This window comes from Nocardioides taihuensis, assembly GCF_042657275.1.
Lineage (GTDB): Bacteria > Actinomycetota > Actinomycetes > Propionibacteriales > Nocardioidaceae > Nocardioides > Nocardioides taihuensis.
The window spans coordinates 41214-68177 of sequence record NZ_JBHSKD010000023.1 but is presented as its reverse complement, the minus strand read 5'-3'; the positions used below and the strand labels follow the sequence as shown (position 1 = coordinate 68177).

Annotated in this window: 32 protein-coding genes; 18 read left to right on the top strand and 14 right to left on the bottom strand. The window is 69.2% G+C overall.

The window, feature by feature from the left end:
• From ACFPGP_RS16605 to ACFPGP_RS16565, 9 genes are all read right to left on the bottom strand, one after another.
• Window positions 1-222, bottom strand: a 222-nt coding sequence (locus ACFPGP_RS16605) for a hypothetical protein (RefSeq protein ID WP_378591873.1), incomplete at its 3' end; no start/stop codon positions are given.
• A gap of 14 nt (window positions 223-236) precedes the next feature.
• Window positions 237-761: a thermonuclease family protein gene (locus ACFPGP_RS16600; RefSeq protein WP_378591871.1), complete on the bottom strand. Its 525-nt coding sequence runs from the start codon at window positions 759-761 to the stop codon at window positions 237-239.
• Window positions 758-1696, bottom strand: coding sequence for a helix-turn-helix domain-containing protein (locus ACFPGP_RS16595; protein WP_378591870.1), 939 nt, complete (start codon window positions 1694-1696; stop codon window positions 758-760). Before ACFPGP_RS16595 ends, ACFPGP_RS16600 begins: the two co-directional genes overlap by 4 nt.
• Window positions 1697-1710: 14 nt before the next feature.
• The gene (locus ACFPGP_RS16590) at window positions 1711-2424 is read right to left on the bottom strand and encodes a hypothetical protein (protein ID WP_378591868.1); all 714 of its coding nucleotides are present in this window, start codon (window positions 2422-2424) and stop codon (window positions 1711-1713) included.
• Entirely contained in the window at window positions 2421-2588 is a 168-nt protein-coding gene (locus tag ACFPGP_RS16585; RefSeq protein ID WP_378591867.1) for a hypothetical protein, read from the bottom strand. Before ACFPGP_RS16585 ends, ACFPGP_RS16590 begins: the two co-directional genes overlap by 4 nt.
• 134 nt (window positions 2589-2722) lie before the next feature.
• Window positions 2723-2902: a hypothetical protein gene (locus tag ACFPGP_RS16580; protein WP_378591866.1), complete on the bottom strand. Its 180-nt coding sequence runs from the start codon at window positions 2900-2902 to the stop codon at window positions 2723-2725.
• Window positions 2903-2998: 96 nt separating this feature from the next.
• Window positions 2999-3130: a hypothetical protein gene (locus tag ACFPGP_RS16575; RefSeq protein ID WP_378591864.1), complete on the bottom strand. Its 132-nt coding sequence runs from the start codon at window positions 3128-3130 to the stop codon at window positions 2999-3001.
• A 392-nt stretch (window positions 3131-3522) separates the two neighbouring features.
• Window positions 3523-4812, bottom strand: a complete 1290-nt coding sequence (locus ACFPGP_RS16570) for an ATP-binding protein (RefSeq protein WP_378591863.1) — start codon at window positions 4810-4812, stop codon at window positions 3523-3525.
• A gap of 67 nt (window positions 4813-4879) precedes the next feature.
• Window positions 4880-5293 carry a hypothetical protein gene (locus tag ACFPGP_RS16565; protein ID WP_378591862.1) on the bottom strand — a complete coding sequence of 138 codons (414 nt, stop codon included), beginning with the start codon at window positions 5291-5293 and terminating at the stop codon, window positions 4880-4882.
• Window positions 5294-5566: 273 nt separating this feature from the next.
• On the opposite strand from ACFPGP_RS16565, the gene ACFPGP_RS16560 reads away from it, so the two are divergent.
• The 5 genes from ACFPGP_RS16560 (at window position 5567) to ACFPGP_RS16540 (ending at window position 10486) form a co-directional block, all read left to right on the top strand.
• Window positions 5567-6031 (top strand): helix-turn-helix domain-containing protein, encoded by a 465-nt coding sequence (locus ACFPGP_RS16560; RefSeq protein WP_369292735.1) that lies wholly within the window; start codon window positions 5567-5569, stop codon window positions 6029-6031.
• Window positions 6032-6444: 413 nt separating this feature from the next.
• Window positions 6445-7017 (top strand): SAF domain-containing protein, encoded by a 573-nt coding sequence (locus tag ACFPGP_RS16555; RefSeq protein WP_378591860.1) that lies wholly within the window; start codon window positions 6445-6447, stop codon window positions 7015-7017.
• A gap of 3 nt (window positions 7018-7020) precedes the next feature.
• Window positions 7021-7863, top strand: coding sequence for a hypothetical protein (locus tag ACFPGP_RS16550; RefSeq protein ID WP_302709513.1), 843 nt, complete (start codon window positions 7021-7023; stop codon window positions 7861-7863).
• Complete coding sequence (locus ACFPGP_RS16545) at window positions 7860-9566, top strand: CpaF family protein (protein ID WP_378591859.1); 1707 nt, start codon at window positions 7860-7862, stop codon at window positions 9564-9566. Before ACFPGP_RS16550 ends, ACFPGP_RS16545 begins: the two co-directional genes overlap by 4 nt.
• Complete coding sequence (locus ACFPGP_RS16540; RefSeq protein WP_378591858.1) at window positions 9563-10486, top strand: type II secretion system F family protein; 924 nt, start codon at window positions 9563-9565, stop codon at window positions 10484-10486. Before ACFPGP_RS16545 ends, ACFPGP_RS16540 begins: the two co-directional genes overlap by 4 nt.
• A 5-nt stretch (window positions 10487-10491) precedes the next feature.
• Here ACFPGP_RS16540 and ACFPGP_RS16535 read toward each other — a convergent pair whose 3' ends face one another.
• The 3 genes from ACFPGP_RS16535 to ACFPGP_RS16525 are packed head-to-tail and all read right to left on the bottom strand — an operon-like array spanning window position 10492 to window position 13749.
• Complete coding sequence (locus tag ACFPGP_RS16535) at window positions 10492-12291, bottom strand: hypothetical protein (protein WP_378591856.1); 1800 nt, start codon at window positions 12289-12291, stop codon at window positions 10492-10494.
• Window positions 12288-12617, bottom strand: coding sequence for a helix-turn-helix domain-containing protein (locus tag ACFPGP_RS16530; protein ID WP_378591855.1), 330 nt, complete (start codon window positions 12615-12617; stop codon window positions 12288-12290). Before ACFPGP_RS16530 ends, ACFPGP_RS16535 begins: the two co-directional genes overlap by 4 nt.
• Before the next feature lie 4 nt (window positions 12618-12621).
• Window positions 12622-13749, bottom strand: coding sequence for a tyrosine-type recombinase/integrase (locus tag ACFPGP_RS16525; protein WP_378591854.1), 1128 nt, complete (start codon window positions 13747-13749; stop codon window positions 12622-12624).
• Window positions 13750-13973: 224 nt separating this feature from the next.
• Between ACFPGP_RS16525 and ACFPGP_RS16520 the strand changes: the two genes are divergently transcribed.
• From ACFPGP_RS16520 to ACFPGP_RS16480, 9 genes are read left to right on the top strand one after another with little or no spacing between them, the layout of a single operon-like run.
• Window positions 13974-14891 carry a type II secretion system F family protein gene (locus ACFPGP_RS16520; protein ID WP_302709506.1) on the top strand — a complete coding sequence of 306 codons (918 nt, stop codon included), beginning with the start codon at window positions 13974-13976 and terminating at the stop codon, window positions 14889-14891.
• A gap of 56 nt (window positions 14892-14947) precedes the next feature.
• Window positions 14948-15154, top strand: coding sequence for a hypothetical protein (locus ACFPGP_RS16515; RefSeq protein WP_145724661.1), 207 nt, complete (start codon window positions 14948-14950; stop codon window positions 15152-15154).
• Window positions 15155-15163: 9 nt separating this feature from the next.
• Complete coding sequence (locus tag ACFPGP_RS16510) at window positions 15164-15559, top strand: TadE family protein (protein ID WP_302709505.1); 396 nt, start codon at window positions 15164-15166, stop codon at window positions 15557-15559.
• Window positions 15556-16014 (top strand): TadE/TadG family type IV pilus assembly protein, encoded by a 459-nt coding sequence (locus tag ACFPGP_RS16505; RefSeq protein ID WP_302709504.1) that lies wholly within the window; start codon window positions 15556-15558, stop codon window positions 16012-16014. The genes ACFPGP_RS16510 and ACFPGP_RS16505 overlap by 4 nt, the downstream gene beginning before the upstream one ends.
• Complete coding sequence (locus tag ACFPGP_RS16500; protein ID WP_302709503.1) at window positions 16014-16448, top strand: TadE/TadG family type IV pilus assembly protein; 435 nt, start codon at window positions 16014-16016, stop codon at window positions 16446-16448. The genes ACFPGP_RS16505 and ACFPGP_RS16500 overlap by 1 nt, the downstream gene beginning before the upstream one ends.
• On the top strand, window positions 16445-19687 hold the full coding sequence (locus tag ACFPGP_RS16495) for a LysM peptidoglycan-binding domain-containing protein (RefSeq protein WP_378591852.1): 3243 nt from the start codon (window positions 16445-16447) through the stop codon (window positions 19685-19687). Before ACFPGP_RS16500 ends, ACFPGP_RS16495 begins: the two co-directional genes overlap by 4 nt.
• Window positions 19688-19709: 22 nt before the next feature.
• Window positions 19710-19985 (top strand): hypothetical protein, encoded by a 276-nt coding sequence (locus ACFPGP_RS16490; RefSeq protein ID WP_302709500.1) that lies wholly within the window; start codon window positions 19710-19712, stop codon window positions 19983-19985.
• On the top strand, window positions 19982-20545 hold the full coding sequence (locus ACFPGP_RS16485) for a hypothetical protein (RefSeq protein ID WP_302709499.1): 564 nt from the start codon (window positions 19982-19984) through the stop codon (window positions 20543-20545). The genes ACFPGP_RS16490 and ACFPGP_RS16485 overlap by 4 nt, the downstream gene beginning before the upstream one ends.
• Window positions 20539-21441, top strand: coding sequence for a hypothetical protein (locus ACFPGP_RS16480; RefSeq protein WP_302709497.1), 903 nt, complete (start codon window positions 20539-20541; stop codon window positions 21439-21441). The genes ACFPGP_RS16485 and ACFPGP_RS16480 overlap by 7 nt, the downstream gene beginning before the upstream one ends.
• Before the next feature lie 453 nt (window positions 21442-21894).
• On the opposite strand, the gene ACFPGP_RS16475 is transcribed toward ACFPGP_RS16480, so the two are convergent.
• On the bottom strand, window positions 21895-22221 hold the full coding sequence (locus ACFPGP_RS16475) for a hypothetical protein (protein WP_302709496.1): 327 nt from the start codon (window positions 22219-22221) through the stop codon (window positions 21895-21897).
• Here ACFPGP_RS16475 and ACFPGP_RS16470 point away from each other — a divergent pair, their 5' ends adjacent.
• On the top strand, window positions 22222-22407 hold the full coding sequence (locus ACFPGP_RS16470) for a hypothetical protein (RefSeq protein WP_378591851.1): 186 nt from the start codon (window positions 22222-22224) through the stop codon (window positions 22405-22407).
• A gap of 14 nt (window positions 22408-22421) precedes the next feature.
• Here the strand turns inward: ACFPGP_RS16470 and ACFPGP_RS16465 are convergent, their stop codons facing one another.
• Complete coding sequence (locus tag ACFPGP_RS16465; protein ID WP_302709492.1) at window positions 22422-22880, bottom strand: hypothetical protein; 459 nt, start codon at window positions 22878-22880, stop codon at window positions 22422-22424.
• A 414-nt stretch (window positions 22881-23294) separates the two neighbouring features.
• Between ACFPGP_RS16465 and ACFPGP_RS16460 the strand changes: the two genes are divergently transcribed.
• Genes ACFPGP_RS16460 through ACFPGP_RS16450 form a run of 3 tightly spaced genes read left to right on the top strand, consistent with a single transcriptional unit; the run spans window position 23295 to window position 26934 of the window.
• A complete protein-coding gene (locus ACFPGP_RS16460; RefSeq protein WP_302709491.1) occupies window positions 23295-24479 on the top strand; it encodes an ABC-three component system protein in 1185 nt (394 codons plus the stop codon).
• Window positions 24476-24982, top strand: a complete 507-nt coding sequence (locus ACFPGP_RS16455) for a three component ABC system middle component (protein ID WP_302709490.1) — start codon at window positions 24476-24478, stop codon at window positions 24980-24982. The genes ACFPGP_RS16460 and ACFPGP_RS16455 overlap by 4 nt, the downstream gene beginning before the upstream one ends.
• Entirely contained in the window at window positions 24979-26934 is a 1956-nt protein-coding gene (locus tag ACFPGP_RS16450) for a DUF3732 domain-containing protein (protein WP_302709489.1), read from the top strand. The genes ACFPGP_RS16455 and ACFPGP_RS16450 overlap by 4 nt, the downstream gene beginning before the upstream one ends.
• Window positions 26935-26964 lie beyond the last annotated feature (30 nt).

The following is a 26964-nucleotide window of genomic DNA, read 5'->3' as shown; positions in this document are numbered from 1 at the left end:
GGGGCACCTGGTGGTCGCGTCCCAGTCGCGCCGCTGGCGCAGCAGCGTGGCGGTCTGTTGCCACGGCGCATGCTCGAGGTGCGCCGGCGCGGGACGTCCGAGCGCCTGGTCGACCGCCGCTTTGAGGAGCTGCTCCCTGCAGCCGAGGACGCGCTCGTCGACGCCGCGGTTGTAGCACCATCGGGCCAGCGTCTTCGCGGCCGTCATCAGCTGCTCGTCCAAGCCCGGCCGCCCCCTCAGCAGGTGCCCCACAGGCCGCTGTCGGCGTCCTGGGCATCGTCGGCGGCCGCGGAGTACGACTCTTCGCGGGCGAGGTCCTGGGCAGCGTCGTAGCGGCGTGCGGCGCCGCGGGCCAGGAGCTCGTGCGCTACGTCGACGCCGGCGTGGTCGACGTAGCGCAGCAGCCGGTCGTAGCGGTCGCGGTTGGGCTGGCCGCTGTCGGTGACCAGCTGGACGGTGCTGCCGACCGGCGCGAGCTCCTCGAGCAGATCGGTTGCCTGGTCGGCGTAGCACCCCGCCGACGCCGGCGGGTGGGCGACTTCGGGGGCGTCGATGCCGAGCAGGCGGACTCGGCCGAGCTCGCGGCCGCCGAGGTCCTCGACGCGCAGCGTGTCCCCGTCGACCACGGCCGTCACGCGGACCTGGGTGGCCTTGACCTCGGATGAGTCGGGGCCAGTGGGAGCGCCGGGGAGGGCGGACTTGATGCCGCCGGCGGTGAGCACGGCAATCGCCGCGGCCGCGAGGCCGATGACGGCCTTCATCGGGCAACCCTCAGCTGGAGACGCTCGCCGGCGACGGGAACCGCGCGCTCCTGGGCACGGGCACCGGGGGAGCGGTAGCCGGGCTCGGGGATCTGCTCGACGACCTCTGCCGCGCTCATGCCGGCGCCGGCCGGCTCCTCGGGGAGTTCGGCGGCGATCTTCGCGGCCAGGTCGCGCAGCGGTGGGGTCTTCTCGATGCGCCGGGTCGCGTGGAGCACGGTCGTGTGGTCGCGGTCGAAGTGACGCGCGATCGTCGGCAGGCTGTGCCCGTGGATGCGGGCCGCCATCATCGCCACCGCACGGGCGTCCGCTGCCGCCCGGCTGCGGTCGGTACCCAGGAGGACCTCGGGCGTGGTGTCGAAGGCCTCCGCGGCCGCCACGACGGCATGCTCGACCGGGCCATCAGGCTCGAAGGTCGACGCCGGCGGATCCTGGTGGAGGCTGACCACCGTGGCCTCAGGGCGGGGGAGCCGGGCGGTGTATCTGTCGTTGACGTGCTCACTGACCCGGGCCGCGGCGTCGGCCAGTCGGGGTCGCTCGGCGGTGCGGCGCACGGCGTGGATCACAGAACCGTGGTCCTTGTTGAAGTGCTCGGCGATCGCCGGCAGGGACAGGCCGACCTCGCGCGCGGCGGTCATGGCCACGGCGCGGGCCTCACTGACCGGACGGCTGCGCCCGGCGCTCAGGATCGCCTCCGGGGTGGTGCCGAACATCGGTGCAGCCGCGTTGATGGCCAGCTCGCACACCGCAGCCGGGCCGGTTGCCGGCGCCGCCGGGATGGTCTGGTCGACCTGGACGGCTAGTACCGTCACCAGCGACCGCAGCTGGTCGGCGTCCAGCGGCGCGATCAGGTCGGCGACCTGGTCGTGCTGCCCGCGGCCGGCGGCATCGAGGACGAGGCCAGCCAGCTGGCGGCCGCCCTGATCGAGGTCCATGCCTGTCCTCCCTCCTACCGCGCCGGCGACCCGCCGGCCGGGGCCGTCTGGCGAGGAACCTGGCCGCGGCCCTGCTCGGCCATATGCCGACGGGCGTTGTCGGTGATTTCGCTGGCGATGCCGGCCGACTGCCGAGCGTTGGCCGCGGCGTGGTCGACGACGTTCTCGAGCAGGCGCACGTCCTCGTCGGCGCGGCCGAGCTCCTTGCCGGCGGTCGCGATGCTCCGCTCGAGGGTGACCGGTTCCAGCAGCGACGGCGGAGTCACGTGCTGGGCCGCCAGCTGCGCGCTGTCGACGTGCTGAGCGGTCAACCGGGCCATCGGCTTGGCCAGGTCGATCATCTCGCCCACGACGGCGAGGCGTGGCTTCAACTGCGCGACCTCGCTGGCGAGCTCAGGATCGGAGGTGTCGGCGGTTTGGAGGAGATCGCGGGCATCGGCGATCGCCTGGGATGCACGCTCCAGGTGTCCGGTGAGTTCGTCGACGAGCTCGGCGTTGTCGCTGCAGCGCCGCTGCAGGCGGCTCAAGTGTTCGCCGGCGGCCTCGAGGTAGTAGGCACCGCGGTCGCTCAGGCGGGCCTTCGCAGAGTCGAGCTCGGCGTCATCGAGAACCCGGAGCGCGGAGTTGATCGTGGTGTGGAGCTCGTCGACGACCCGGCGGGCGCGTCCCACGGCCTGCTCGGCCATGAAGACTGCGTCTGCGGCTTGCAGAGCGGAGTCGGTGGTCATGCCGGCTCACCGCCTCCCGTGTCGGACGGGGGCGTACTGCTCGACGGGGGTAGGACCTCGCGGAGCCGGTCCAGCGCGGCCAGGGCCTGCTCGAGGTGGTCGCGGGCCTCCTGAACCAGGTCACGGTCGGCCGCGGCGGAGGGAGAATCGGTGGGCGTGCTCACGGGCAGCTCCTTGGTTGACCGGGGTCATGTCTCAGTCACCAAAGGAAGGTCGACCCGCTCGGGCGATCACCGAGCGCGAAGAATTCTCGCGGGCCTCAGGCGCCGCGGGCTCAGCGAGGCCGGGGACCACCAGGTCAGGGTTGGTCCCAGGGCATCGACTCCTGCCCGTCGTCGACGCCCTGGCTGATGATGTGCGCGGTGGCGTTGCGGGCGGCGTTCAGGTGCTTGTGGAGGTCGACCGCGAGTCCGCGGGCCTCCTCCAGGTGGAGACGCGCGACGCCGATCGCCATGGCTGGGTCGGATTCGTCGGTCATCGAGTCCATGCTGAGCACCTGGTCGGCCAATGCCTGCTTGAGCGTGCTCGACAGCTGCGAGAGCGCCTGCGGCAGCGCGGCCGCGAGGTCGGCGAACTACGCGAGCTCGTCGGAGGTCTCGGCCGGGATCTGGTCGCGCGCCCAGATCGTGGCGCGGTTGAAGCCGTAGACGTGTTCGCGGGCCGCCGTCGCGTGCCCACTCGCCTTGAGCTGGTCGTTGTCGTCCATCAGGTTGCCCCTTCCTGCAGAGAGGTCTCGGCCTGAGTCTCGCGGATCTCGCCGGCGTACGCGCGCCCGCCGGCGGGGGGTGTGGATAACCGCGAAGGGTCCTCTCCGGGGTCTCCAGCGGGAGACTGAGCGGCCATGGACGACCAGGCGGCCTTGATCGCAAGGCGAGTGGCACTGGCGGTGGCCGCTTGGTCAACGCTCCGGCCGACGTCGAGGCCTACCGCCGACTCGCCGCCGCGGTGGGGAAGTGGAACGCCTACAGCGCACCGCAGCTGGAGGACGGCGACGTCGACGAGCTGCTCGACGACCTCCGCCCACGTCGCGCCCCCGATGCCCCCCGGCGACGTCGACGAGCTCGAGGCGGTCCTACGTCGGCAGGCTCGCCGTGAGCTCTAACGCCGCGGCGCGTCGGGGCCGCCCTCGGAGGCGGGCGGGAGTTCACGCGGGCGGCGGCCGGCACCGAGACTGCCGGGTGCCGGGTCGGCGGGCGAGGGTGCTCCGGTGGACAGGGTCTCGCGGATGTAGCGGTCGAAGCCAGGCATCGTGAATCGGACCTCGCCGCGACTGGCGGGCTCGATGATGCCCTTGTCGATCAGGCGCTCACGCGGAACACCCAGAGCCTGCGTGGGCCGGCCGAGCGCCGCGGCGATCTCTGCCCGCGTCACCGTTGGAGTGCCGGCCTGCGCCATCACGGACATGATCTGCTTCTCCAGTTCGGTCGCGGCCGCCCACCGGGCGGTGTACATGGAGCTCAGCTGATCATCGGCCAGCGGCAGGCCGGACCGCACCTGGTCGACGTCGAGCACGTCACCGGTTCCTAAGGGCTTGGCCACCTCCCACGTTGCGTGCGCGAGGACCTGCAGCAGGTACGGGAATCCTTGGGCCTCGGCCGCTACCGTCTGCAGCGAGGCGGGCGTCCAGGTCACGCCTAGCTCTGCGGCCGGCTCGGCCACGGCGGCGGCCGCTGCGGCCGGCTCGAGTCGGGGAAGCGTGAGGAAGGTGCTGCGCTCCCCGAAGGTGGCAGCGTTGACCAGGACTCCCGGCGTCGAGGGCAGGCCGGCGCCGATGATGGCGAGGGGGTTGTCCTCGCGCCGTCCAGCCAAGTTCTGCATCGCGTTGAGCAGGACCGCGAGGTCATCGCGGGTGGCCGCGTGCAGCTCGTCGACGAAGACCACGAGTCCAGCGCCACCGCGTGCGCGGATATGGGAGCTGGTCTCGTGCAGGAGGTCCTCCATCGCCGAGATCTGGGCCCCTCGTGGAGGTGCCTCAGCCTCGGAGCGGTCGGCGGCCGCCGTCGCGCTCACCTTCACCACGCTCGGCAGCCCGAACTCCAGGCCGATGTTCTCCAGGCGAAGCTTCCAGGTGCCCTTCTCGGCTCGGGGGAGGATGTCCGCGGATTCGACGGCCTTTCCGACGCGACTGACCAGGTCGGGAAGGAACGGCGCGTTGCGCCGGCATGCCACCCATGCGGTGATGAACCCGTGCTCCTCGGCGTCACGCTGCGCCTCGCGCAGCAGGGACGTCTTCCCAACCCCGCGCGGGCCCAGGAATACCAAGAGAGGGCCGCCCATCTCGCCGTAGGTGCCGATCCGGCTCAGGTAGCCTCTGATCCTGTCTTGCTGTTGTTCTCTCCCGGCCAGGACCCGCGGCAGTTCGCCCGGGGCGTAGGGGTTGGGCAGCATCAGAGGTCTCCCATACATTCTGTTACACAGCGGGCTTGTGTAACGAAGTGTATGCCGTCGATCGGGATCAGCGCCCCACGCTGAAGCTGCGTGTCCCAGGCGTGCTGGCAGCGCCTGGCGTGCGCGCTCCGAGTCGACGACGGGCGGCATCGTCGAGGCTCTCGCCTGCGGAATCAACCTCGTCGACGCCGCGGCCAGGTCGATCGGCGTGCAGCTCGGTCGCCTCGCTGAGGCATTCGGCTAGGTCCTCGACGTCGGCATCCAGGACCCGCTCGAGGATGTCGGCGATGCCCCCTGGGGAGCCGTCGCACTCGGCCACCAGGGCGTCGGCCAGACGATCGAGGGCGGCGTCTCCGCGGGCGGTGAAGGTGACGACACCGGGGACCGGGTTCTCGGTTCGGGAAGTGCTCATGGTCCACCTCGCTTTCTGGTCACCTAGGTGCGAAGGAGGTTGGTAAGCGATCAGCCCGATCTGCGACACGAGGGGAATCCGACGGCCATAGCGCGGGAGAACTCACGGCCCTGTATCGGGCTTGCCCCGGGTGGCCAGCGTGGGCAAGACCGCCGAGTGGTGACACCGAGGCTGGGCGCGATGTCGGGCCCAACGTCATTCGCCATGCGGCGAGGAGTGTCCGCGTCGCGAGCGGCGCCATCGCTGAGTGAGACGGACGGGCTCCGCGGTCCCAGGTCGTCGGTCCGGGTAGCCAGACTGACCTGTCCCGCAGAGGATCGGCACCGCTAGTGTTCGTCGGCGATGGCCTCCGGAATCGATCCCAACGCGTTGAGGGCTGCTCGCGAGGAAGCGGGGTTGACTCAGCATGAGTTGGCGCGTCTGGTGGGAGCGGCCGGGGGTGAGCGCATCTCACGCTGGGAGTTGGGCACGTCATCTCCGCGCCCCGACTTCCTGGTCAGACTCGCCAATGCCCTCGACATCCCGGCGCTGCGGCTAATTCACCTCGACGGTGATGTCCCCGATCTCCGAGCGCTGCGCCTGCAGGCAGGGCTCACCGTCCCCGAACTCGCCACGTCCGTGAACGTGGCTGTGCCGACCTATTACGCCTGGGAGCAAGGGCGCTGGACCCGACTCCCTGCACCACAGTCGCTCAAAGCGCTAGCCCGCGTACTCGGGGAGTCCGTCGAACTGGTTGTCGCAGCATTCCATGAGGCGCAACGGCAACGCCGGCGCAGCGGAACAGCCTCGGCCCGACCGAGTTCGTAGGCGCAGGCGGGTTTGACCCTTATCCACAGGTGAGAATTTGCTCCGGGAGACCCGGACGATTTTGTGGTCCCATGGACTCCGGATCGTTTGGAGGCGTGATGCTCGGTCCCATCGGGGGGATTGAGCCGCGCGACCCTCCGGTCAGGACTGGGCGATGGCATCTCGGAAGCGGTCACCTGTGGATGACGAGACGTTCGATAGGAATGCACTAGTGTGTCCGTATCGAGTTGGGCTCGCGCTGATCGCTCCGGGCCCGTCTTGACACGTAGGTGATCGAGACACGAGAGGACTCGGGATCCATGTCACAGAACACCGCTCAAGGCCTGTCAGGCGAGGCAACCCCCACCAGCCGTCGCATGCCCACGCTCAACAACAGTCCACGACCACGACCCAAGCAGCGCCGCAGACCATGGGTGTTCGCACTCTGTGTGGCCCTTGTCGCCGCAGGCGCGCTAGGCACCGCGTTCGCCTTCACCTCCATCAACGACACGCAAGAGGTCCTCGTGGTCAGCCAGGACATCAAGCGCGGCGAGACCATCGAGGCCGGTGACCTCTCGGTTGTGCGGGTGAGCGTCGACCCGGCGCTGAGCCCGGTCGCCGGGAGCCAGAAGGCCGAGCTCGAGGGCAGCCGCGCCGCCGTCGACCTGTGGGCCGGCACCCTGCTCACCGAGTCGGCCGTCACCGACAGCCTGGTGCCGGGGGAGGGGGAGTCCCTGGTGGGCATCAGCCTCACCCCCGCGCAGATGCCGTCCGAGCCGCTCTACTCCGGTGACTCCGTCCGGATCGTCACCACGCCCGGCGACCAGGGCGAGGTCACCAACGAGGACCCAGTCACGGTCGAGGCAGTCGTCGTTGGTGTTAGCCGCGTGCAGGAGACCGGCGAGACCGTTGTCGACGTCTCTGTCCCCGAGGGCGACGCCGCCGACCTGGCAGCCCGCGCCGCGACCGGACGGGTCGCACTCGTCCTGGACACGCGGGAGCGCTGACCAATGGCGCTGATCGTCCTGGCCTCGGCCAGCGGTTCGCCCGGCGTCTCGACCACGGCGCTGGGGCTCACCCTCAACTGGCACCGTCCCGTGCTCCTGGTCGACGCCGACCCGACCGGTTCCTCCGCGGTCTTCGCCGGCTACTTCCACGGCACCCAGGAGCCCACCGGCGGGCTGATCAACCTCGCCCTCGCGCTGCGCGAGGGGACACTGGCCGCCGCCCTTCCTCGCGAGACGCTGTTGCTGGACCCCGAGGCCCCGGCCGAGCGGGCGCCCTGGTTCCTGCCTGGCATCCGCGCCCACGAGCAGGCCCCGAGCCTGCTGCCTCTGTGGGAGCCGCTCGCCGAGCAACTGCGCGCGCTGGACCGCAACGGGCAGGACGTCATCGTCGACGCCGGCCGGCTCGGTCTCGCGGGCTGGCCGCAGCCGCTCATCGCTGCCTCCGACCTGACCCTGCTGGTCACTCGCAGCTCACTGCCCGCGCTGGCCGGTGCACGCTCCTGGGCCAAGATGCTGCGCGACCAGTTCGCCGCCGTCGGTGGCCTCTCGCGACTCGGCCTCCTTCTCGTCGACGAGGACCGCCGGTGGCCGGCGATGCCCACGGGCGTCCCGCGGGTGCGTCCCTACACGTCGCGGCACATCGCCAACGCGCTCCAGATCTCCGTCGCAGCATCGGTGGACTGGCAGCCCGAGGCCGCCGAGGTCTACTCCCACGGCGCCCGCAAGCCCCGCAAGTTCGAGTCCTCCGAACTGGTGCGCAGCTACCGCACCGCAGTCTCCCTGATCCACTCCGTCCTCACCTCCAACCAGGCCGCCCTCGCACACCCGATCGGAGGCCGCGCATGACCACCAACGGACACCAGCCCGGAGCCCAGGACCGCGAGCCGCTCCGCGCCGACGAATGGCTCGCGGCGCGACACGCACACCGCAGCCCGCGCTCCCCGTTCGCCCGCGGCCGCGGCGCCAACGGCAACCAGCCAGCCACGCAGCCACCCCCGCCGGCGCCGACCAGCGAGGACCACGACCCGACGTCGCTGCCGATCTTCGCCGGCGCCTGGACCAGCGAGGACCAGCAGCCGGGCCGCACCCGCTCGGACTTCACGCTCCGCCCACTCGTCGCCAACCCCGACGACCAGCCATACACGATCGCCGCCACCGACTACGACGGCGCCGACAGGGGGGAGGTCGAGCTGGACTGGGAGCTCATCGCCCAGTACCGGGCCGAAATCTCCTCCCGGCTGACCGCCCGGCTGGACAAGGAGGGCGGCCGGGTCACCGACGAGGACCGCGAACAGATGGGCCTCGACGTCATCGAGGAGTTCATCAAGTCCGAAGCCGAGACCCTCGTCTCAACCGGCCGGCCACCGTGGAGCCGCCAGCAGGAGAACGCCCTCAAGGCCGCCCTCAAGGCCGCACTGTTCGGTCTCGGCCGGCTGCAGCCGCTGGTCGAGCGCGAGGACGTGGAGAACATCATCGTCATCGCCCGCGGCCCCGACTGCGCCGTGTGGCTGGAGCTCGTCGACGGCACCCTGGTCGAGGCCGCCCCGATCGCCGACTCCGAGGACGAGCTGCGCGAGTTCCTCGCCGACCTCGGCTCCCGGCAGAACCGGCCCTTCACTGAAGCGCGTCCGCACCTGGACCTGCGCCTGCCCGGCGGCGCCCGGCTCGCGGCCGGCTCCTGGGTGATGGCCTACACCTCGGTGGTGATCCGCCGGCACGGGATGCGCGAGGTGTCGATGGACGAGATGGTCTACGACCGCAAGGCGTGCGGCGCGGTCCTGGCCGACTTCCTCGCCGCCTGCGTCCGCGCCGGCAAAAGCATCGTCGTCTCCGGCGTCCAGGGCTCGGGCAAGACCACCTGGGTCCGCGCCCTGTGCTCGTGCATCCCACCCTGGGAGATGATCGGCACCTTCGAGACCGAGTTCGAGCTGCACCTGCACGAGCTGGTCGACCGGCACAAGATCGTCCACGCCTGGGAGCACCGGCCCGGATCCGGCGAGGTCGGCATCGACGGCCGCCAGGCCGGTGAGTTCAGCCTCGAGGAGGCCATCCACCACTCCTTCCGGTTCAACCTCGCCCGCCAGATCGTCGGCGAAGTCCGCGGCCCGGAGGTCTGGAACATGCTCAAGGCCATGGAGTCCGGCCCGGGCTCGATCAGCACCACCCACGCCCGCAGCGCCGAGCACACCATCGAGAAGCTCGTCTCCTGTGCCATGGAGAAAGGCCCGCAGGTCACCCGCGAGCTCGCGATCAGCAAGCTCGCCGCTGCCATCGACATCGTGGTGTACCTGCGCTCCGAAGTCGTTTCCAACGGCGACGGCACCTTCCGCAAGCACCGCTGGGTCGAGGAGGTCCTGGTCGTCCAGCCCAGCATCGACGCGGCCCGCGGGTATGCGACCACCCCGATCTTCGCCCCGAACCAGCTCGGCCACGCCGTCGCCACCGGGAAGCTCGACAACTTCCTCGCCCAGGAGCTCGCCCGCTACGGGTTCGACATCGAGGCGTACAAGGCCGAATCCCAGGCAAACCCCGGGGTGGCAACCTCATGACCGCCTTCCTGCCCGCCGTCTTCGGGGCGCTCATCGTCATCGGCCTGATCGGCATGGTCTACGCGCTGATCCCCGCACCCCCCAAGCCGTCGCGGCCCGCCCGGACCCTCACCCCCTTCGGCCGGGCGGGTGGCTGGTTCGCCCGGCTCAACCCGCGTACCCGGATGCTGGTCATCGGCGGCGCTGTCGCCGGCCTCCTGGTCGCGCTGCTGACCGGCTGGGTGATCGCGATCGTGCTCGTCCCGGCCGCGATCGTCGGCATCCCGCTGCTGCTCTCACCCCCGCAGGCGGCCGCGAACGTCGAGAAGCTCGAGGCGCTCGAGGAGTGGACCCGGTCACTGTCGGGCAAGCTCACGGCCGGCCAGTCGCTGCGCTCGGCTCTCATCAAGTCGCTGCAGTCGGTGCCGGCGCCCATCGAGCGCGAGGTCGGCCTGATGGTCTCCCGGCTCTGGAACAACACCGCCACCACCGAGGACGTGCTACGCGCCTTCGCCGAGGACCTCAACGACTCCACCGGCGACGTGGTGGCCAGCCAGCTGATCCTCGCCGCCAGCGGGCGCGGGCAGGCCGGCCTGGCCAAGGCGCTGGACGCCCTCGCCGAGACCGTCGCCGCCGACGTGCGCGCCCGCCGCCAGATCGCCGCCGACCAGGCCAAGCCGCGCACCACCGCCCGCACGGTCACCGTGATCACCCTCGGCGTCCTGGGCATGCTCGCCCTCACCGGCGACTACATCGAGCCGTACGGCAGCCCGCTCGGTCAGGTCATCCTCGCCGTCTTACTGACTGCCTACGTGGCCACGCTGCTGTGGATGCGCCGGATGGCGGTCGCCAAGCCGCTCCCGCGCTTCCTCGACAATTCCGATCGGTTCACGAAAACTGACGGCGTTGTCGCCTCGAACCCAGGGGTGGGGTCGTCGTGATGCGCTCAGTATGGGGCGTCGGTTCGCGAACCGGTTGGCTGGCTGGTGAAGTCGTCGAGCTCGGGGTGGTTGATCGTGCTGGCGTAGTGCTCGGCGGTGGCGATGGTGACGCCGAAGAAGTCGCAGATCTGGCGCAGGTCTCCGCCGGCGTGGACCTCGGCCAGGATCCGGTCTCGGCGCAGCGCGTGGGTGGGCATGCCGAGCTTGTCGGTGAGCCAGGGCACCTGGACCTGCTCCAGGGTGGCGGCAGAGCGGCTGTGGATGAGGAAGTGCGCGTTGATGCTGCCGGGCCACTGCATGCTGCGGTGGGCGAGGTAGGCCTCGAGCCTGGCCTTGGTGGCCGGGGCGAGCAGGATCGTCCGATCGGGCAGCAGGACCCGGCCGTCACGGACGTCGGTCAACATCAGGGCACACGCCTCGCGGGGTCGCAGCCCGTGGATGGCGATGAGCGTGGTGATGGCGGCAGTGGTCGGGTCCGGCGACTCGAAGGCCTCACGGATGCGGGCGGTGTCGATGGGCATGGGGACACGTCGCTCGAGGTTCCCGATCCGCATCCGCGCTATGGGGTTGGTGAACAGCACGCGATGGCGTTTGAGCGTGGTGAAGATCGACCGCAAGGCGTTGCCGAGTTTGACGCGCGGCGTCCCCTGGGCGGGCAGCACGGCGAGGATGTCGTCACGGGTGATCTCTCGCAGGGACTGATGCCCGGCGTCGGCCCAGCCGCGCAGTGTTGGCATGGCCCACATGGTTCGGGTCTTGATGGTGACGTCGTGGCGGGGTCTGCTCCTGGGCGGGGTGGTGCTGCCGTGGTGGAGGACGTCGAACCAGCTCCGCAGCTCACTGGCCATCGGGGCGGGCAGCACCTCGATCTGACGGGCGAACCAGCTCTGCAGTTGTGGAATCCGGTCGTCGACCAACAGGTCGTTGTCGGCCAGGACCGCGAGTGCCAACCGGACGGTGAGACCCAGGTCCTTGAGGCCGAGCACGTCGCTGGCCCTGAGCGGCCCGACTGTGATGCGGTGTCGGGCTTGCAGGACCCGCAGTGTGATTCGGGTCGTGCGGGTCTGCGTGTTGCTCCAGCCGTGCCGTCCTGCGTGGTCGAGGACGTGCTGGTCGAGCATGTCGGCGAAGCGTGCGCTGGGCGGCTCGCCGAACCCGAACCGTCGGGCGGTGGCCTCGACCCGGTCGTAGGCGAACAGGTCGAGCTGGTCGGGATCGCGAACCGGCTGCCTGGCGGGCACCGGGTCGAGCTGCGCGCTCCCGGGCTCGCGGTTGGGGTCGTGGCCGGCTGGATGGATCTGGTCCCGGGGGCTGCGGTAGTCCCGGCGGGGGTGCGGCCGGTAGCCGTTGCGCGAGTTCGCCATGTTCGCCAGCCACAGCTGCTGGCCTCCTCGGTTGGCTGCCAACACGTCACGGGACAGACCGACCTGGGTCTGGTAGAAGAAGGTCTGGAACCAGCACAGCCGGCAGGCCTGATACTCGTTGACGGCCAGGTGGCGCCGGCAGGAGATGCACTCACCGGTTCCGGGATGCAGGTAACGCCAGCTGGTGCAGGCCGCGCACAGCCACTTCAGGGTGCGGGTGGCGCCCCAGGCCAGGCAGTCGCGGCAGGAGTCGGGCAGCTGCGGGGCGAAGAGGTGGCATCGCCGGCACAGGCGTCCGGCCCAGTAGTCGCCGACCGCGCCGCAGCGACGACACGGCAGCGGCCTGCCGTTGGTGCCCGGCTTGCAGTCGTAGCAGAAGCGGCGGGCGTGGTAGGCCTCGGGCTTGAGTCCGCAGGCGTGGCACATCCGGGGTGCGCTCACGCGGGCGGTTTGCTCCGGCTCCGTCCCGGCGCCGCGCGCCGTGCGGTCTTGGCCGCCTGTGACCCAGCCTGTGTCGCCGTCTTCTTCGCAGGCCTGCGGGCCGCGACCGCCTCCGGCTCGCAGATCAGCAGATCGGCGGGCGTGCAGTTGAGCACGAAGCAGATCACGTCGAGGTCCTCGAGCCGGATCGTGGTGGGAGTGCCGGCCCACCAGCCCGACATCTTGCCGGCGCTGATCTCCAGCCCGGCCTCGGCAAACATCCGTCGCAGCTGGGTTGATTTCCAGATCCCTGCCTCGGCGGCCTTCATCCTCATGTTCCAGCGCATCGGCTCAAACCTCCTCCTTCTCGCTCCTGGCTCGGTCGCTCGGCACGTTCGCGGTGGTGCCCAGGCGTGCCAGTGTTCGCTCGGTCGCGGCCGCCCAGGACGTCTCGATGTGGGTGGAGCGGACGTGGATGTACTGCGTGGTCGTGGACAGCCAGCTGTGGCCCAACAGCTCCTGGATCGCCTTGAGCGTCATCCCCTGCTCGTAGAGATGGGAGGCGCAGTAGTGCCGCAGCACGTGCGGCGAGAGCCGACCACTCCACCCGGGCAGCCATCGGCCGACGGCCTCGCCCATGCCGGTTCGCAGCGCTTCGGCGCCGATCCGGGTGCAATGCCCGGTCATCGGATCGCGTCGTTCGCTGGGCAGCAGCGGTGCGTGGGGGTCGTCGTAGTCGTCGCCGTACTGCGGTCGCACGTCGTTGAGCCACCACTCCAGCAGCGCGTCGACCTCGTCGATGGCCGGCACGGTGCGGACCTTCGCGCCGCGGCCGCGGCTGCCCTTGCCGTGGCGCACGTGGAGCTTGCCGTGGGTGCCGAGCTCGGGGTGCCAGTCGCCGATGTCGAGCATCACGGTCTCGTTGATCCGCAGCCCGATCCGTCGCCACAGCGACGCCGCGAGGTAGTCCCGCGCGGCCGGCAGGTACTTGCGGGCCCCGGGCAGCGACTCCGCCCACCCTCCGAACAGGTCACCGACCTCGTCGGCCCGCGGCGGGATCCTCTCCGCCGTTGCCGCAGCGACCGCCCGGGGCCGGTTGAACTCGTCGATGGGCTGGACCACGACCTGGTCGAACAGCGCGTGGATGTCGCCCTGGTAGCGCACGAGGACGAACTCGAAGAACTTCGCCAACGCGCCGGCTTTGCCCGCCACCGTCGACCTCGCCAGGCCCCGCTCGCGGCGTGCCGTCCGCAGATACCGGTCGGCGTCCTCGACCTGCGCAGTCCACAACGGCCGCCCGAGAAAGCGCGCGAACTCGAAGACCACCGAACGATCCGCCGCAGCGGTCTCATCGGTGCTCCCCACCGCGCCAAGCGCCAACGAGTACTGGTCGATCAGCTCCTGCTCGAACTCCTCGACATCGACGCTGCCACGCAGGCTGCGCGCAGAGTCCAACGACCGGACCACGGTGAGAGTCACCGAACCACCGCTTCAGGAGTCGGGATGGACTGTCGTGAAGATAGCAGGGTTGTCACGAATCGCGAAGAACTGTCGCACTTGCTAGATGCCACGAGCGCGCTTCATCACCGCAGGTCACAGCCCCGCCAGGACAAACAGCCCAGAAACGAACTGGATGCAACTGAAGTACTCCAAGCCCGCAACGCGCACCGAGCGGCGCACGGGGAGAAGGAAGGAGCACTCGCATGACCGGCCTCCAGCTCGCGCTCGCCAGCGGCACCCTCCTCGGGCTCGCCGTTGCCCTGCTCGTGTGGCGCCTGGCCCCGTCCGACCCCGACCTCACCGACGCCCTGGACCGGCTCTCGCCCGACCACGTCGTGCCCCGCCGCAGCGGCGGCCCGCTCGACGTCGAGCAGAGCACCGAATCCGGATCGCTCGTCGACCGGATCGGCGTGTGGGCGATCAAGAACCTGCCCGGGGGAGCGTGGGCACACACGCCCCGCAAGGACCTGGCCATCCTCCAGATCAGCGAGACCAGGTTCTACGGCGAGAAGGTCGTCTGGGCGCTACTCGGCCTGGCGATGCCGCCGCTGTTCGCGACGTTCTTCGCGCTGATCGGGCTCCCGCTCCCGTTCGCGATCCCCACCTTCGGGTCGCTCGGGCTCGCCGCACTGTTCTGGTTCATGCCCAACTACAACGCCACTGACGACGCCAAGAAGGCCCGCATCGAGTTCAGCCGGGCACTGGGCGCCTACATCGACATGGTCGCCACCGGAGTCCGCGACGGCTCCAGCGGCCAGCAGGCGCTGCGCTCCGCGGCCGAGGTCGGCGACACCTGGGTGTTCAAGCGGATCGAGAGCGAGCTGCGCCGCGCCCGCTACATGACCCGCGCCCCCTGGGACTCCCTGCACGGGCTCGCCGATGACCTCGGCGTCCCCGAGCTCGACGACCTCGCCGACATCATGCAGCAGTCCGGCCAGGACGGCGCCCAGATCTACAACAACCTCCGCGCCCGAGCCGCCGCACTCCGCTCGGCGATGCTCAGCGCCGAACTCGGAAAGGCCAACGCCGTCTCCGAGCGCATGTACATCCCCGCCAGCCTGCTCGGCATCGTCTTCATGGCGATCCTCGTCACCCCCTCGATGCTCCGATTCGCGACCTAACACCGACGTCAATCCCGGGACACCCCCTACTCCACCACCCAGAAAGGAACAACCCGATGTTGAAGCTCTTCATCACCCTCCAGGTGACGGCCCTCGCCGTGATCGCCAGCATGGAGGACCGCACCGTCAAGCACCGACGCGACGAGCGCGGCTCGGTCACGATCGAGCAGGTCATCTGGGCCGGCGCGGTCATCCTCATCGTCGGCATCGTCGTCGCCGCGATCAGGGCGTTCGTGACCAGCGAGGCCGGAAAGATCAAGTAGGACCCGTCCATGTTCTCCAGCTCTCGCCGCCGACGCCGGGACGAGCGCGGCTCAGTGGCCATCCAGATGGTCTTCCTGATGCCAGCGCTCTTCGCGGTGATGTTCCTCGGTGTCCAGGGCGCGCTGTACTACCACGCCCGCGAAGTAGCGCTCGCGGCCGCGCAGGAGGGCGCACGCGAGGCGGGCAGCGAGAACGGCACCCGCGAGTCCGGAGTGGCGACCGCGAACGGCTTCCTCCAGGACGCCGGCGGCTCCGACGTGATGACGTCGACCAGCGTCTCCGGGTCACGGACCACGACAACGGCCACGATCACCGTCACCGGCAAGTCCATGAGCGTGATCCCCGGCTGGCACGTGACCGTCCGCCAGAGCGCCAGCGTCCCGGTCGAGAGGCTCACCGAATGAGGGGGCAGAGCATCTGGGCACGCGCCTTCAACCGCAGCCGGGACGAGCGCGGATCGGTGGCCATCGAGGCCGCGATCGGCGTCCCGGCCTTCGGGCTGTTCGTGGCGATGATCATCCTCGGCGGCCGCGTCGAGATCGCCAAGCAGTCCGTGGAAGCAGCCGCGTACGAGGCAGCACGGACAGCCTCGATCGAGCGAACCCAGAGCGAGGCGATCGCCGCAGGCAGGTCCTCGGCAGCAAGCAGCCTGCACGACCAGGACGTGAACTGCACCAGCACGAACATCACGGTCAACGCTGCGGCGTTCAACGCACCGATCGGGAACACCGCCCAGGTGAACGTCACGGTGACCTGCACGGTCAACCTGTCGGACCTGAGCATCCCCGGCGTACCCGGCACCCGCACGATCACCGCAACCGCGAGCAGCCCCGTCGACGCCTACCGGGAGCGCCGATGATGAGCCACCCGGTCCGACGACAGCGCGACGAGCGCGGCGCCATCAGCGTCTGGTTCGCCACCGCGTCACTGGTGATGATCATCCTGGTCGGGATGACCGTCGACGTCGGCGGCAAGGTGCACGCCCAGCAGCAGGCCCGCAGTGCCGCGGCCCAGGCCGCCCGCACCGGCGCCCAGGAGGTCCAGGGCTCGACCGCCATCCGCGGCGAGGAGCTCCGCGTCGACATCAACGCCGCCAAGTCCGCCGCACAGGGCTACCTCAACGCCGCCGGCGTGGAGGGCAGCGTCACCGTCGTCAACGGCGACACCCTGATCGTGCGCACCACCGACACCTACGACAGCAAGTTCCTCGGGATCATCGGGCTGGACTCGATGAGGGTCACCGGGGAGGCGTCTGCACGGCTCATCCGCGCCCAAGGAGGCACCGAACGATGACTACGCCCACCCTGCGCCAGCGGCTGACCGGGCTCCTCGCCACGGTCGCCGTCCTCGGCATCATCATCGGCCTTCCGGCCCTCTTCCTCGCAATCGGAGCGAACCCGATCCCCGACCAGGCGCCGAGCTGGGAGAGCGTCAAGGGCGCACTCCTCGCACCCGACGACGGCACCATGATCCTGGGCCTGTTCAAGGTGATTGGCTGGGCCGCGTGGGCCTTCATGACCCTCAGCCTGGTGGTGGAGACCATCGCCCGGCTCCGCAGGGTCGAGGCGCCCAAGCTGCCGGGACTGGGTCGCCCGCAGGCCGCGGCCCACGGACTGATCGGACTCGCTGCCCTGTTGTTCATCGCAGCGCCGATCGCCGCACAGGCCGCCAACGCCGGCCCCGCCGCCGCATCTGAGCCGGCGGCTGTGGGCCATGTCCAGGCCGGGACCGTCGACCAGACGCCCGCCCAGCACGGCGTGAAGGTCGAGGCGAAGCAGGAGCGCGCGACGGTCGATCACTCGGTCAAGCCGGGGGAGAGCCTGTGGTCGATCGCTGAGGACCACTTCGGTGACGGCGCGCGCTACAAGGAGATCGCCGAGCTCAACCGCGACCTCCTCGGCTCCCGACCCAGCTTCCTCGAGCCCGGCTGGGTGCTCAAGCTGCCCGCCGCCCCGGACAGCGGAGCGTCGGCGCACGCCTACACCGTGCAACCCAACGACACACTCAGCGACATCGCCCGCGACGAGCTCGGCGACGCCGACCGGTGGCCGGAGATCTACAAGGCCTCCACCGGCATCACCCAGCCCGGCGGCGCCCGCCTCGCCGACCCCGACGTGATCGACGTCGGCTGGAAGCTCAACATCCCCGGAGCCCAGACACCGGCCGGTCACGACGACCGGCAGCAGCAGCCGCAGCCTCGCGAGGACAAGCCCGAGACCCCCGCCGAGCCCAAGGACGAGCAGCAGCCGATCGACCCGCCGGCCGAGGAGACGCCGCGGGTCCCCGAGACCGAGGCCCCGGAGACCGCCGCGCCCGAGGTCCCGCAGGCCGAGGGGCCGACGGCGCCGGCCGCCGACGTCGACCAGGTCGACGAAGCCGACGACTCGATCCTCGAGGCGCCCTGGGTCCTTGCCGGTCTGACCGGCGGGGGCATGCTGCTGTCCGGGGCACTGCTGATGGCGCTGCGGTCTCGTCGGCGCTCGGCCTACCGGAACCGGCCGCCGGGTCGAGCGATCGCCGCCCCGCCGCCCGAGGTGGCGCCGGTGGAGATGACGCTGAACGCGACCGGTGCCGCCGCGGCCGCCACCGTGGAGTTCGCCGACGAGGCCCTGCGGCGTCTCGCGGCGGCGGTCGGAGCCCAGGGCACCACGATGCCGCCTTTGGCGGCCGTCGAGCTCGCGAAGGGCAAGCTGACGCTGCACCTGAGCGCCCCGGCCGCCGTCCCGGGTCCCTGGGTGGGTAGCCCCGACCAGACCCACTGGCACGTCAGCACGGACATCGCGGTGGAGGACCTCGGTCCCGACACCGGCAACGTCGAGCCGCCTTACCCGCTGCTGGCCACTATCGGCATGAGCGACACCGGCGAGACCTGGCTGCTGAACTGCGAGGAGCTCTCCACGCTGACCATCAGCGGCGACCCCACCTACGGCCGCGACTTCGCCCGGCACCTCGCTGCTCAGCTGGCCGTCAACCCGTGGTCGCGCCGCGTCCAGGTCGACTGCATCGGCGTGGCCGAGGAGACCGTCGCCATGGACGAGCGGATCACCTACTACCCGACCGGTGCGGCCGGGACGCCCGCGACCGCGGAGATCCTCGCCGCCGCGGTGACAACGGTCGACCGAGCGAAGCGACACGACACCGATGTGTCCACGGCCCGCACCGGCAGCGTCGACGACGACACCTGGCCCGCCAGGATGCTGCTCCTCGATGCCGCAGCCGGAGACCCCGACGACCTCGAACGACTGCTGCAGCTGGTCAACGATCACGTCGGACAGTCCGCGACCTCCATCGTCATTGCCGGCGAACGCCCGAACACGCCCGGCGCGGTGCTGCACGTGACCAACACCGGTCGCGTCGTCCTCGAGCACGTCGGCCTCAACCTCATCGCCGTCGGCCTCACCAGCGACGAAGCCCGCGGCTGCGCTCTGGTCTACGCCCAGAGCGAGACCCAGGAGTACGTCGACGCGCCCGTGGACGAGACCGCCACCGACGGCTGGGAGGCCTACACCGACTCCTCCGGAGCTCTGCGTCGCGAGTACACCCTGCCCCGCAACACCCCCGAGGGAGCCGTCGACGAGCCGCTGTCCTCCCTGCTCGAGGGCGAGGACGAGGAGTACATCCGCGAGAGCGCGATCGTGCAGGAGGACCTCGAGGCCCTGGCACCGAAGGTGCCCGCCCACGTCCGCGCCGAGGTCGAGGAGAAGGACCCCACCCTCGACCAGGACATCGCCGACTGGTTCTCGCCCAACTGCGACCGCCCGCGCCTTACCCTGCTGGGCCGGGTCACCGCACGCGCCCACGGCAAGGCACTCGCCAAGCGCAAGCCCTACTTCACCGAGCTCCTGGCGTTCCTCGCCCTGCACCGCAGGCACGGCGCCACCCGCGAGCAGATCCGCGAGGCCTTCTCCATCTCCGACGGCAAGGTGCGCGACTACACCAACATCGTCCGCGACTGGCTCGGTCCTAACCCCCGCACCGGCGAGGACCACCTGCCCTACGCGGACAAGGCGCCGGCCGCCAAGCTCATCGGGGTCAACGTCTACCAGGTCGACGACGGCCTGCTCGTCGACCTGGACCTGTTCATTCGCCTCCGCAAGCGCGGGCAGAGCCGAGGCGGCGCCGAGGGTGTCGCCGACCTCTGCACTGCGCTCGAGCTCGTCGGGGAGGCCCAGCCGTTCAGCCAGCTGCGCGAGGAAGGGTGGGCATGGCTCGCCAACGAGCCTGACCGCGTCGACCTCATGGCGGGCGGGTGGATCGCCGACGTCGCCCTCATAGTCGTCACCGAGGCGCTCGCGGCCGGCGACCTGATCAAGGCCCGCTCCGCCGCCTACGTCGCCAACCGCGCCGACCCCGACGGCGAGAGCACCCGACTGTGCCTTGCCCACGTCATGAAGGCCGAGGGCGACCAGCTCGAGGCCGACCGGATCCTGCGCGAAGAGATCTGCAACCGGTCCGACGACGGTGACGCACCCATGGAATTGTCGGAGCGCACGAAGACCATCATCCGTACACACGGCTGGCTCGCGAGCTGACTCGGGAAGGGAGCACCAGCACATGACAACGTTCGACCAGGAACTCACCGGCCGATACGTCGCGGCCGGCGGCGACCGCCCCGACCTCGACGCCCGCCGCGTTGCGCGGGCCGTGTTCGTGCGCGACACCATCCGCACGCTCTACAACGCCGATAAGAAGTTCGGGATCGACCTCGCCGACAACGGCTCGCTGGCCGAGCTGGTCGACGCAGCCGAAGAACACCTCGAGCACATCGCCAACGACGTCAGCCAGCGGTCAGTCATGGCGTCGCCCACCACAGGAGGAGACACCGCATGAGGAAGCACCACTCCGCACTCGGGGGAGTGGCCCTCGCCCTCGCCCTGACCCTGACGGGCTGCGGCGGCGACGACACCGAGCCCAAGGTCCAGGACACCCCGAGCCCGTCCCCCTCGCCGACACCCACCAGCACGCCGACTCCGAAGACACCGGAGGAGAAGGCGGCGGCCCAGCTGACGAAGTACCTCGAGGTGAGGGACCTGGCCCACCGCAAGCGGACGATCGACTTCAAGACCCTCAACCCGGTCGCGACGGGTGAAGAGTTTCTTGAGCTGCAGGAAGCGGTCGTCGACATGAAGATTGCCGACGTCACGAAGACCGGTAGTTACGTCCACACGCTCGGGGAGCCGCGAAACCGCGGCAACTCGATCGAGATCACGGACTGCGAGGACCGTTCAGGCGTAACCGTGAAGGTGAAGGGCAAGGTGCGGACTCCCGACTACACCACTCCTGACGGCAACCCTCTCCGCAACCCAGCGCCCGTCAAGTACACCCTCGTCAAGGACAAGGGCGCGTGGAAGGTGACCGACTCTGACCTCCTGTGGGAGGAGTCATGCTGAAGCGCATCCTCGCTCTGCTGGCGATGCTCGGCGCATCGTTCGTGGTCGTGGTCGCAGTGGCACCCTCGGCCAACGCTGATGGCTGCGACGTCGACGAGGAGACGGGCGAGGTCGTCTGTGAGGACGAGGGTGGTGGCGGCAACGGCGGTGGCGGGGGCGACACCGGCGGCGGCTCCTCCACCTGCAACTACAACGGGAGAGAGATTCCTTGCACCGGTCCCGGAGGGTCGGTGTGGAGCAGCCTTCACGAGTGCTGGATCGGACCTTCGGCTGGTGAGCTGGGCGAAGATCTCGAGCCGCCCGCGGGCCAGACGAAAGAAGACGGCGCCTGGCACGTCTGCTACTTCCCGCCGCCCGGATCGTCCTGGGAGTACACGTGGGTGCAGACAGGCGAAGAAGTCAGAATTGATCCCGTGGTGCTCGCTCAGCGCGCGATCGCCTCGATGGACCTGGATCCCATCCAGATCGGCATCGTCCCGGAGTCCGGCCCAGACAGGGTTGGGCTAGTGGGGCTGCCGGTGTGGATGTGGGTCGACAGCCCGACGGACGACACGTTCGGTCCGATCACTGCATCGGCCAGCGAGGGGTCGGTGTCGGTCAGTGCCACCGCCAGCGTCTCCAGCATCGTCTGGGACATGGGCGACGGGACCACGGTGACCTGCACAGGCAAGGGCACCCCGTACGCCGACCACTACGGCAAGAAGGACTCGCCGACATGTGGGCACCGCTACGAGAAGATGTCGACGGACCAGCCCGACGGGGCCTACCAGGTCACCGCCACGAGCCATTGGGTCGTCGAGTGGACCGGCGGCGGGCAGTCCGGAACCATCGAGTTCGACCTGACCACCGACGCGCTTCCGATCCGAATCGGTGAGGCCCAAGTGCTGACCCAGTGAGCGATGGGTAGTCACTCAGCGACCACAGGAGACAGGTCCCCGTTCCTCGCAGCAGGACGGGGACCTGTTCTCGTTCTAACGGCCTCGGGTCGAGCCCCGGCCGGCGCGAGCATCCGGCCTGCGCGGGCCACCTGTTGCGAAGGGGAAAGCCCCAGGCGTCTCGGGTCACCTGGGGCTTCAGCGCCCAGTAGAGCACGGCCGATCGAGCAGCGCAGGAGAACCAGAAGCTCAGGGCCGCCCGGTCGGGGAGGAGCTGCGCCTGCGCCGGACCGGCGCCGCGTCGACTGCCGTCCGGGGCCGCTCGCCCGCTCATAAGCATGTCGAGTTGCAGGAAAGATTGGGGACCCCGCCGCGGGCTACTTTGCCGGATTTGGACCAAAGGCCGTTGCCGTCAAAATAGGGATCCGGCCTACTGCAACTCGTCGCGTAGGTAGCCCTTCGCGAACTCATTGCTCATAGGGCATGACTGCCATGGAGGAGGTCAGCGAACTGCGCCCTGGCGGAGGTCAGGTCGAGGGTGTCGCCGTGAAGCCGGGCGAGTAGCTCCTCGGCCGGGAGCCGCCATAGGTATCCGTGACGGGAGAAGTACCAGCCGACCTCGCGGATCTGGTGGCGGTCGGTGGTGTCGGCCAGCAGATAGCCCAGGAACTGCCACAACGTGAGCTTGTTCAGCGCGGGGGTCTTCGCGGTCTTCAGCTCGAGCAGAGTGCCATCGATGATGAGGTCCGCGTCCGCGCCGCCGAGGTCGTTGCTGCGGTCGAAGATGGGGTTGGAGACCACATGCTGATGGCGGCCTGCAAGGTCGGGCTGGCTCTCCGTGAACAGCAGAGTCAAGGCCGCGACATCGTTGACGAGCCGGTCATCGACGAGCGCCAGGTGTTCGTCGAGCTGGGCGTCGGGTCCGGCGAGGAGGAGCGGATGGCTGGTCAGGTAAGCCGCCGGGACGCGGTAGAGCTGTTCGTATAGCGCTAGGAGCCCACTCAGCCTCGCGACCGTCGTGGACTCGGGGTGGCCACGGCCTCGCGGGCGTGACTGGGTTCCGTCTGGAGGCCGGCGATCGCTTCGACCAGTTCGGACCACGCGACTGTTGGTGCCGGCTGGCGCCAGCGGCGGGCGAGATTTCGGGCACCCGCCGCGGCGACAAAGCCGGCCGGATCCTGGGGCGCCAGTAGGAGCCGGACTCGGTAGTCGAAGGCTGTTCCGGCCGCACCCCAGTCGTAGCGGCCTTCCCCTGCCTGCTCGGCGCCTGGCAGCACCTTGGGCGGGCCAGGGTTGAACCAGTCGACCGTGACGAGCGAGTGGGATCGGCCGTCGATCGTGATCGACGCCGCCGGGGCCGAGGTGTCCGCGAATCGGACTTCTTTGATGTGGGGGTACGCGGCCTCGAAGTGACGGCGGACCGCGCTCTCAGGATCGTCGAGGCGCCCGGTCAGCGACATGTCTTAGACGCTACGCGCCGGAGCCGGGCGCCGCGGATAAGTCCGGCGGGCCAGTGTTCTTTGAACAAGGCTCGCGTTGCTCAAGGTTCTCTGCAGCTCGACAAAGAATGTCGAGATGCACGAAAGATTGACGACGGCCCCACGGGCAACCTTGACGGGTCTGTGCGGTCGGGCCGTTCCCGGCAAGGTGGTAGCGATTTGCCGGGCAGAGATCCGTGCGACGATCCCGCTGATCGCCCCTGCCGACCACGCCATTGCCGATGGGAAAGTGGAGCGCACGGGACATCGTGCCGGTCTACTCAAAGACGAGACGGCGCAAGAAGCCGACCCGGGAATCCGCGCCGCCAAGCGGATGTTGGCGACAAGTCGAGTCGGCGATGCTAGGTTCCGGTCGAGTACGGCGGGGAGGCAACGTTGAGCTCGGACCCTTTCAGTGCGGCGGCATCGGCCCTGGGCTATCTGTACCAGTGCAAGTACTCGCTGTTGGCTGCGCTGGAGCGTATGGACGGTTCACCGCTCCTGGTCGAGATCGAGACACTCGACGACGTCACATTCCCACTAGGCGCGGAGCCGATGGAGCTCCTGCAACTCAAGCACCACCAGGGCGAGCGACCGCCGGATCTGACGACCGCCAACACGGACCTGTGGACGACACTCCGGGTGTGGTGCGCACGGCTGGTCGCAGGCGAGCTGTCCGACGACGCATGCCTGTTCCTCATCACGACGGCGGGATGCGCCGATGACTCCGCGCCCGCGCTGCTGGGCATCTCAGACCGAAACGTCGAGAAGGCCGAAGAGCTGCTCCTCGATTACGCCAAAGCCAGCAACGCCGTGTCGACCCAAGCAGCCCGCAAGGCGTTCCGTGACCTCAACCGCACCCAGCGCCTGAGCCTGCTCGATCGCGTCCGCATCATCTTCGAAGCCCCCGAGATCGACGGGCTCGACGATCGACTGAACCAGCGCTTGCGTTTCGTCCGGCCGAGCCGGGTCGACTATGTCCGCGAACGGATGGTTGAGTGGTGGTACGCACGCTGCGCCGAACACTTGAGCAAGAAGCGTCCGGGAGCCATCAACTCGATCGAGATCGACCTGAAGATCGAGTCACTCAGTGACGCGTTGACGGCGGACAATCTCCCCATCGACGTGCCCGAGCCGGCTGACGCCGACCTGGGCGATGTCGGCGACAGCATGTTCGCCCGGCAACTCGCGCTGCTACCAGTCTCCGGCACCCGGGTGCTGCAAGCAGCAAAGGACTACATGCAGGCCTTCAGCCAGCGCTCACGCTGGCTCGGGGCCGAGCTGCTCACTGTCGGCGACCTTGCCGACTACGAGTCCGACCTCGTGAGCGAGTGGCGCCGCCGGTTCACCGTGATGTGCGATGAGATCGGCCCGGCCGCTGCTGAAGAAGAGATGCGGCGCGAGGCTAAGCAGTTCTACAAGTGGTTTGAGCTCGAGGCCGACTTTCCCATCCGCCCACGGTGCACCGCGGCCTTCGTCACCCGCGGCTCGTTCCACATACTCAGCGACCAGATGCGCGTCGGCTGGCACCCCAACTTCGAGAGCATCTTGTCCAGTGCAATCGGAGAGAGCACAGCATGACGACGCTGCCGGCGTGGGAAACACGGGTGCGCGAGGAGGCGAACCTCTTCAATCCGTACTTTCTCGCGGTCACGATCCGGCAGGCGGCGAGCGCCTACGAAGCCGCCCGTGGCGAGGGACTTCCCTGGCCACTCCCGTTCCTTTGCGTGCCGCTGCTCCTCCACGAGCACTCCCGTCAACAGCTCCCCTACAACTCACGCACTGACCTCGTGGTTTGGCTGACCGACCACCCCGACATCCGATTTCTCACACCCGGACGGGTGAGGCTGCTTCGCCCGCATGTCCGTGAAGCACTGCTCGTCGGGGTGCGCGAAGGAATCCTGACCGTCGACCGGCCCGCGCTGACGATCAGCCAAGGGCCGACGCGACTGACAAAGACGCGTCTTGACCGCACCGGCGCCGTCGCCGGCGAGATCCTCAAGGAAGCCACCAAGCTTGGGCGCTGGCTGGCACGTAACGGCACTTGGCAATACCAGCTGACCCTCTGGGGAGTGAGCGCATGAGCTTCCAACTGAGCAGGATCATCCTCTTCCCTCACGGTGACCGCGAACCACGCGTCGTGCCCTTCAAGACGGACGCGCTCAACATCATCACCGGCGACTCCGGCACCGGAAAGTCCGCGATCATCGACATCGTCGACTACTGCCTTGCCAGCGGCGAGTGCCGCGTCGCCGACGGCGTGATCCGCGACAACGTCGCCTGGTACGCCGTCGAGCTCGTCGTGGGTGAGTCGCGCGTCCTCGTCGCTCGCCGCGGACCCGAAGCCGGCCGCCCTGCTTCCAACGACGTATGTGTCCTGTACGACCAGACCGAGCTTCCGGCCGCCGGTTCGCTCGAGCCGGTCACCAACGTCCCAGGACTGGAAGCGCTGCTGACCGAGCTCGCCGGCATTCCCCGCACAGCCGACCCAGACGGACGCCTGGCACCGACCTACAGCGCCACCATCAGGCACGCCTCACGGCTGCTGTTCCAGAGTCAGAACGAGATCAGCAGCAACACCTTGCTCTTCCACCGCCAGAGCGACGACTTCGTCAAGGCTTCGATCCGCGACACCCTACCGTTCTTCCTCGGAGCGGTAGACGCCGACGACCTAGCCCTGGCCCGCCGCTTGGCCGACCGGCGCCGCGAACTCCGCCGCGTCCAACAGCAAGTCAGGGAGCTCGAAGACCTCGCTGACGTCGAAGGCTCCCGGGCGTCAAGGCTGCTCCTCGAAGGCATCGACCTGGGAGCCATCGAGCCGGTCGACACTCAGACGCCAGATGGCGAGTCGGTTCCTCGACATGAGGCCATTGCCCGCCTCCAGGTCGTCACCATCGAGGACGCTGACGACCGCGAGATCGACGCCAGCGCTACCACCGACCGACTCAACACACGACGTCGAGCTCTTCGAGACCAGGCGCGAACCCTCAGAGAGGACTACCAAGCCACCCAGGAGCAGCTCAGCGAAACCCGCGACTTCTACGACGCGCGCTCAGGCTTCGACAGTGCTGCGGCGGACCAGGTCGAGCGGCTAAGACTCGGGGCTGAGCTCCCAGAGGGTGCACCCGAACTCCACGAGTGCCCTCTGTGCTCCTCCGAGCTCGACCAGACTCTGCCGGCACATGCCGACGTGCTGGCCTCGCTTCGTAGCCTCGAACAGACGGTTGCCGCGTTCTCTCAGGACCCGCCGCAGTTGCGCGCCTTGGCAGAGGATCTCGCTGGACGCGCGAGTGACCTGCGGCGTCAGATGGTTGAGGTCACGGGGCAACTCGAAGCGCTTGACCTGGAGCAGCGCCGCCTGCAGGGCAACGTCGACCAGCGCGATCAGCGACTCCTCTGGTTCGGACGGGTCTCTCTGTTCCTCGAGTCCGTGGCCGAGGAGACCCGGCTGGCGGATCTGCGCCTTCGAGTCTCTCGGCTGCAGACCGAGATTCAGGAGCTCGAAGAGAGGGTTGGGCCTGGTGCAGTACGTGACCGGATGGCCTCCATCGTTTCTCGGCTTTCCCAGACCATGACTGCCTCTGCCGCGCCTTTGGATCTCGAATGGTCGAGCTATCCGATTCGGTTTGACGCGCGAGAGCTCACGGTAGTTGTCGACGGCCCCAACGGTCCCATCCCGCTGCGCCGCGTCGGCAGCGGTGAGGCGTGGGTGGCGTACCACATGGTCACCCATCTTGCGCTGCACCAGCAGTACGCGGAGGCGGCCCGACCAGTGCCGCACATGCTCTTCCTCGACCAGCCAAGCCAGGTCTACTTCCCGCGCGAATCCGACACCGTGACCGTCGCGGAAGAGCGCATCGGAGATATGGCCGCCGCGGAGCGACTGCTACGAGTCGCGTACGAGGCCACTCAAGGCGATGCCGGATTCCAGGTGATCATGACCGAGCACGCTGAAATCGACGAGGACTGGTTCCGCGACAGTCTCGTCGAGGATTGGCACGAGGGTCGTGCACTTATCCCAGCCGCGTGGCTCTAGCGACCACATGGACAGCCGCGACGTCGCCGC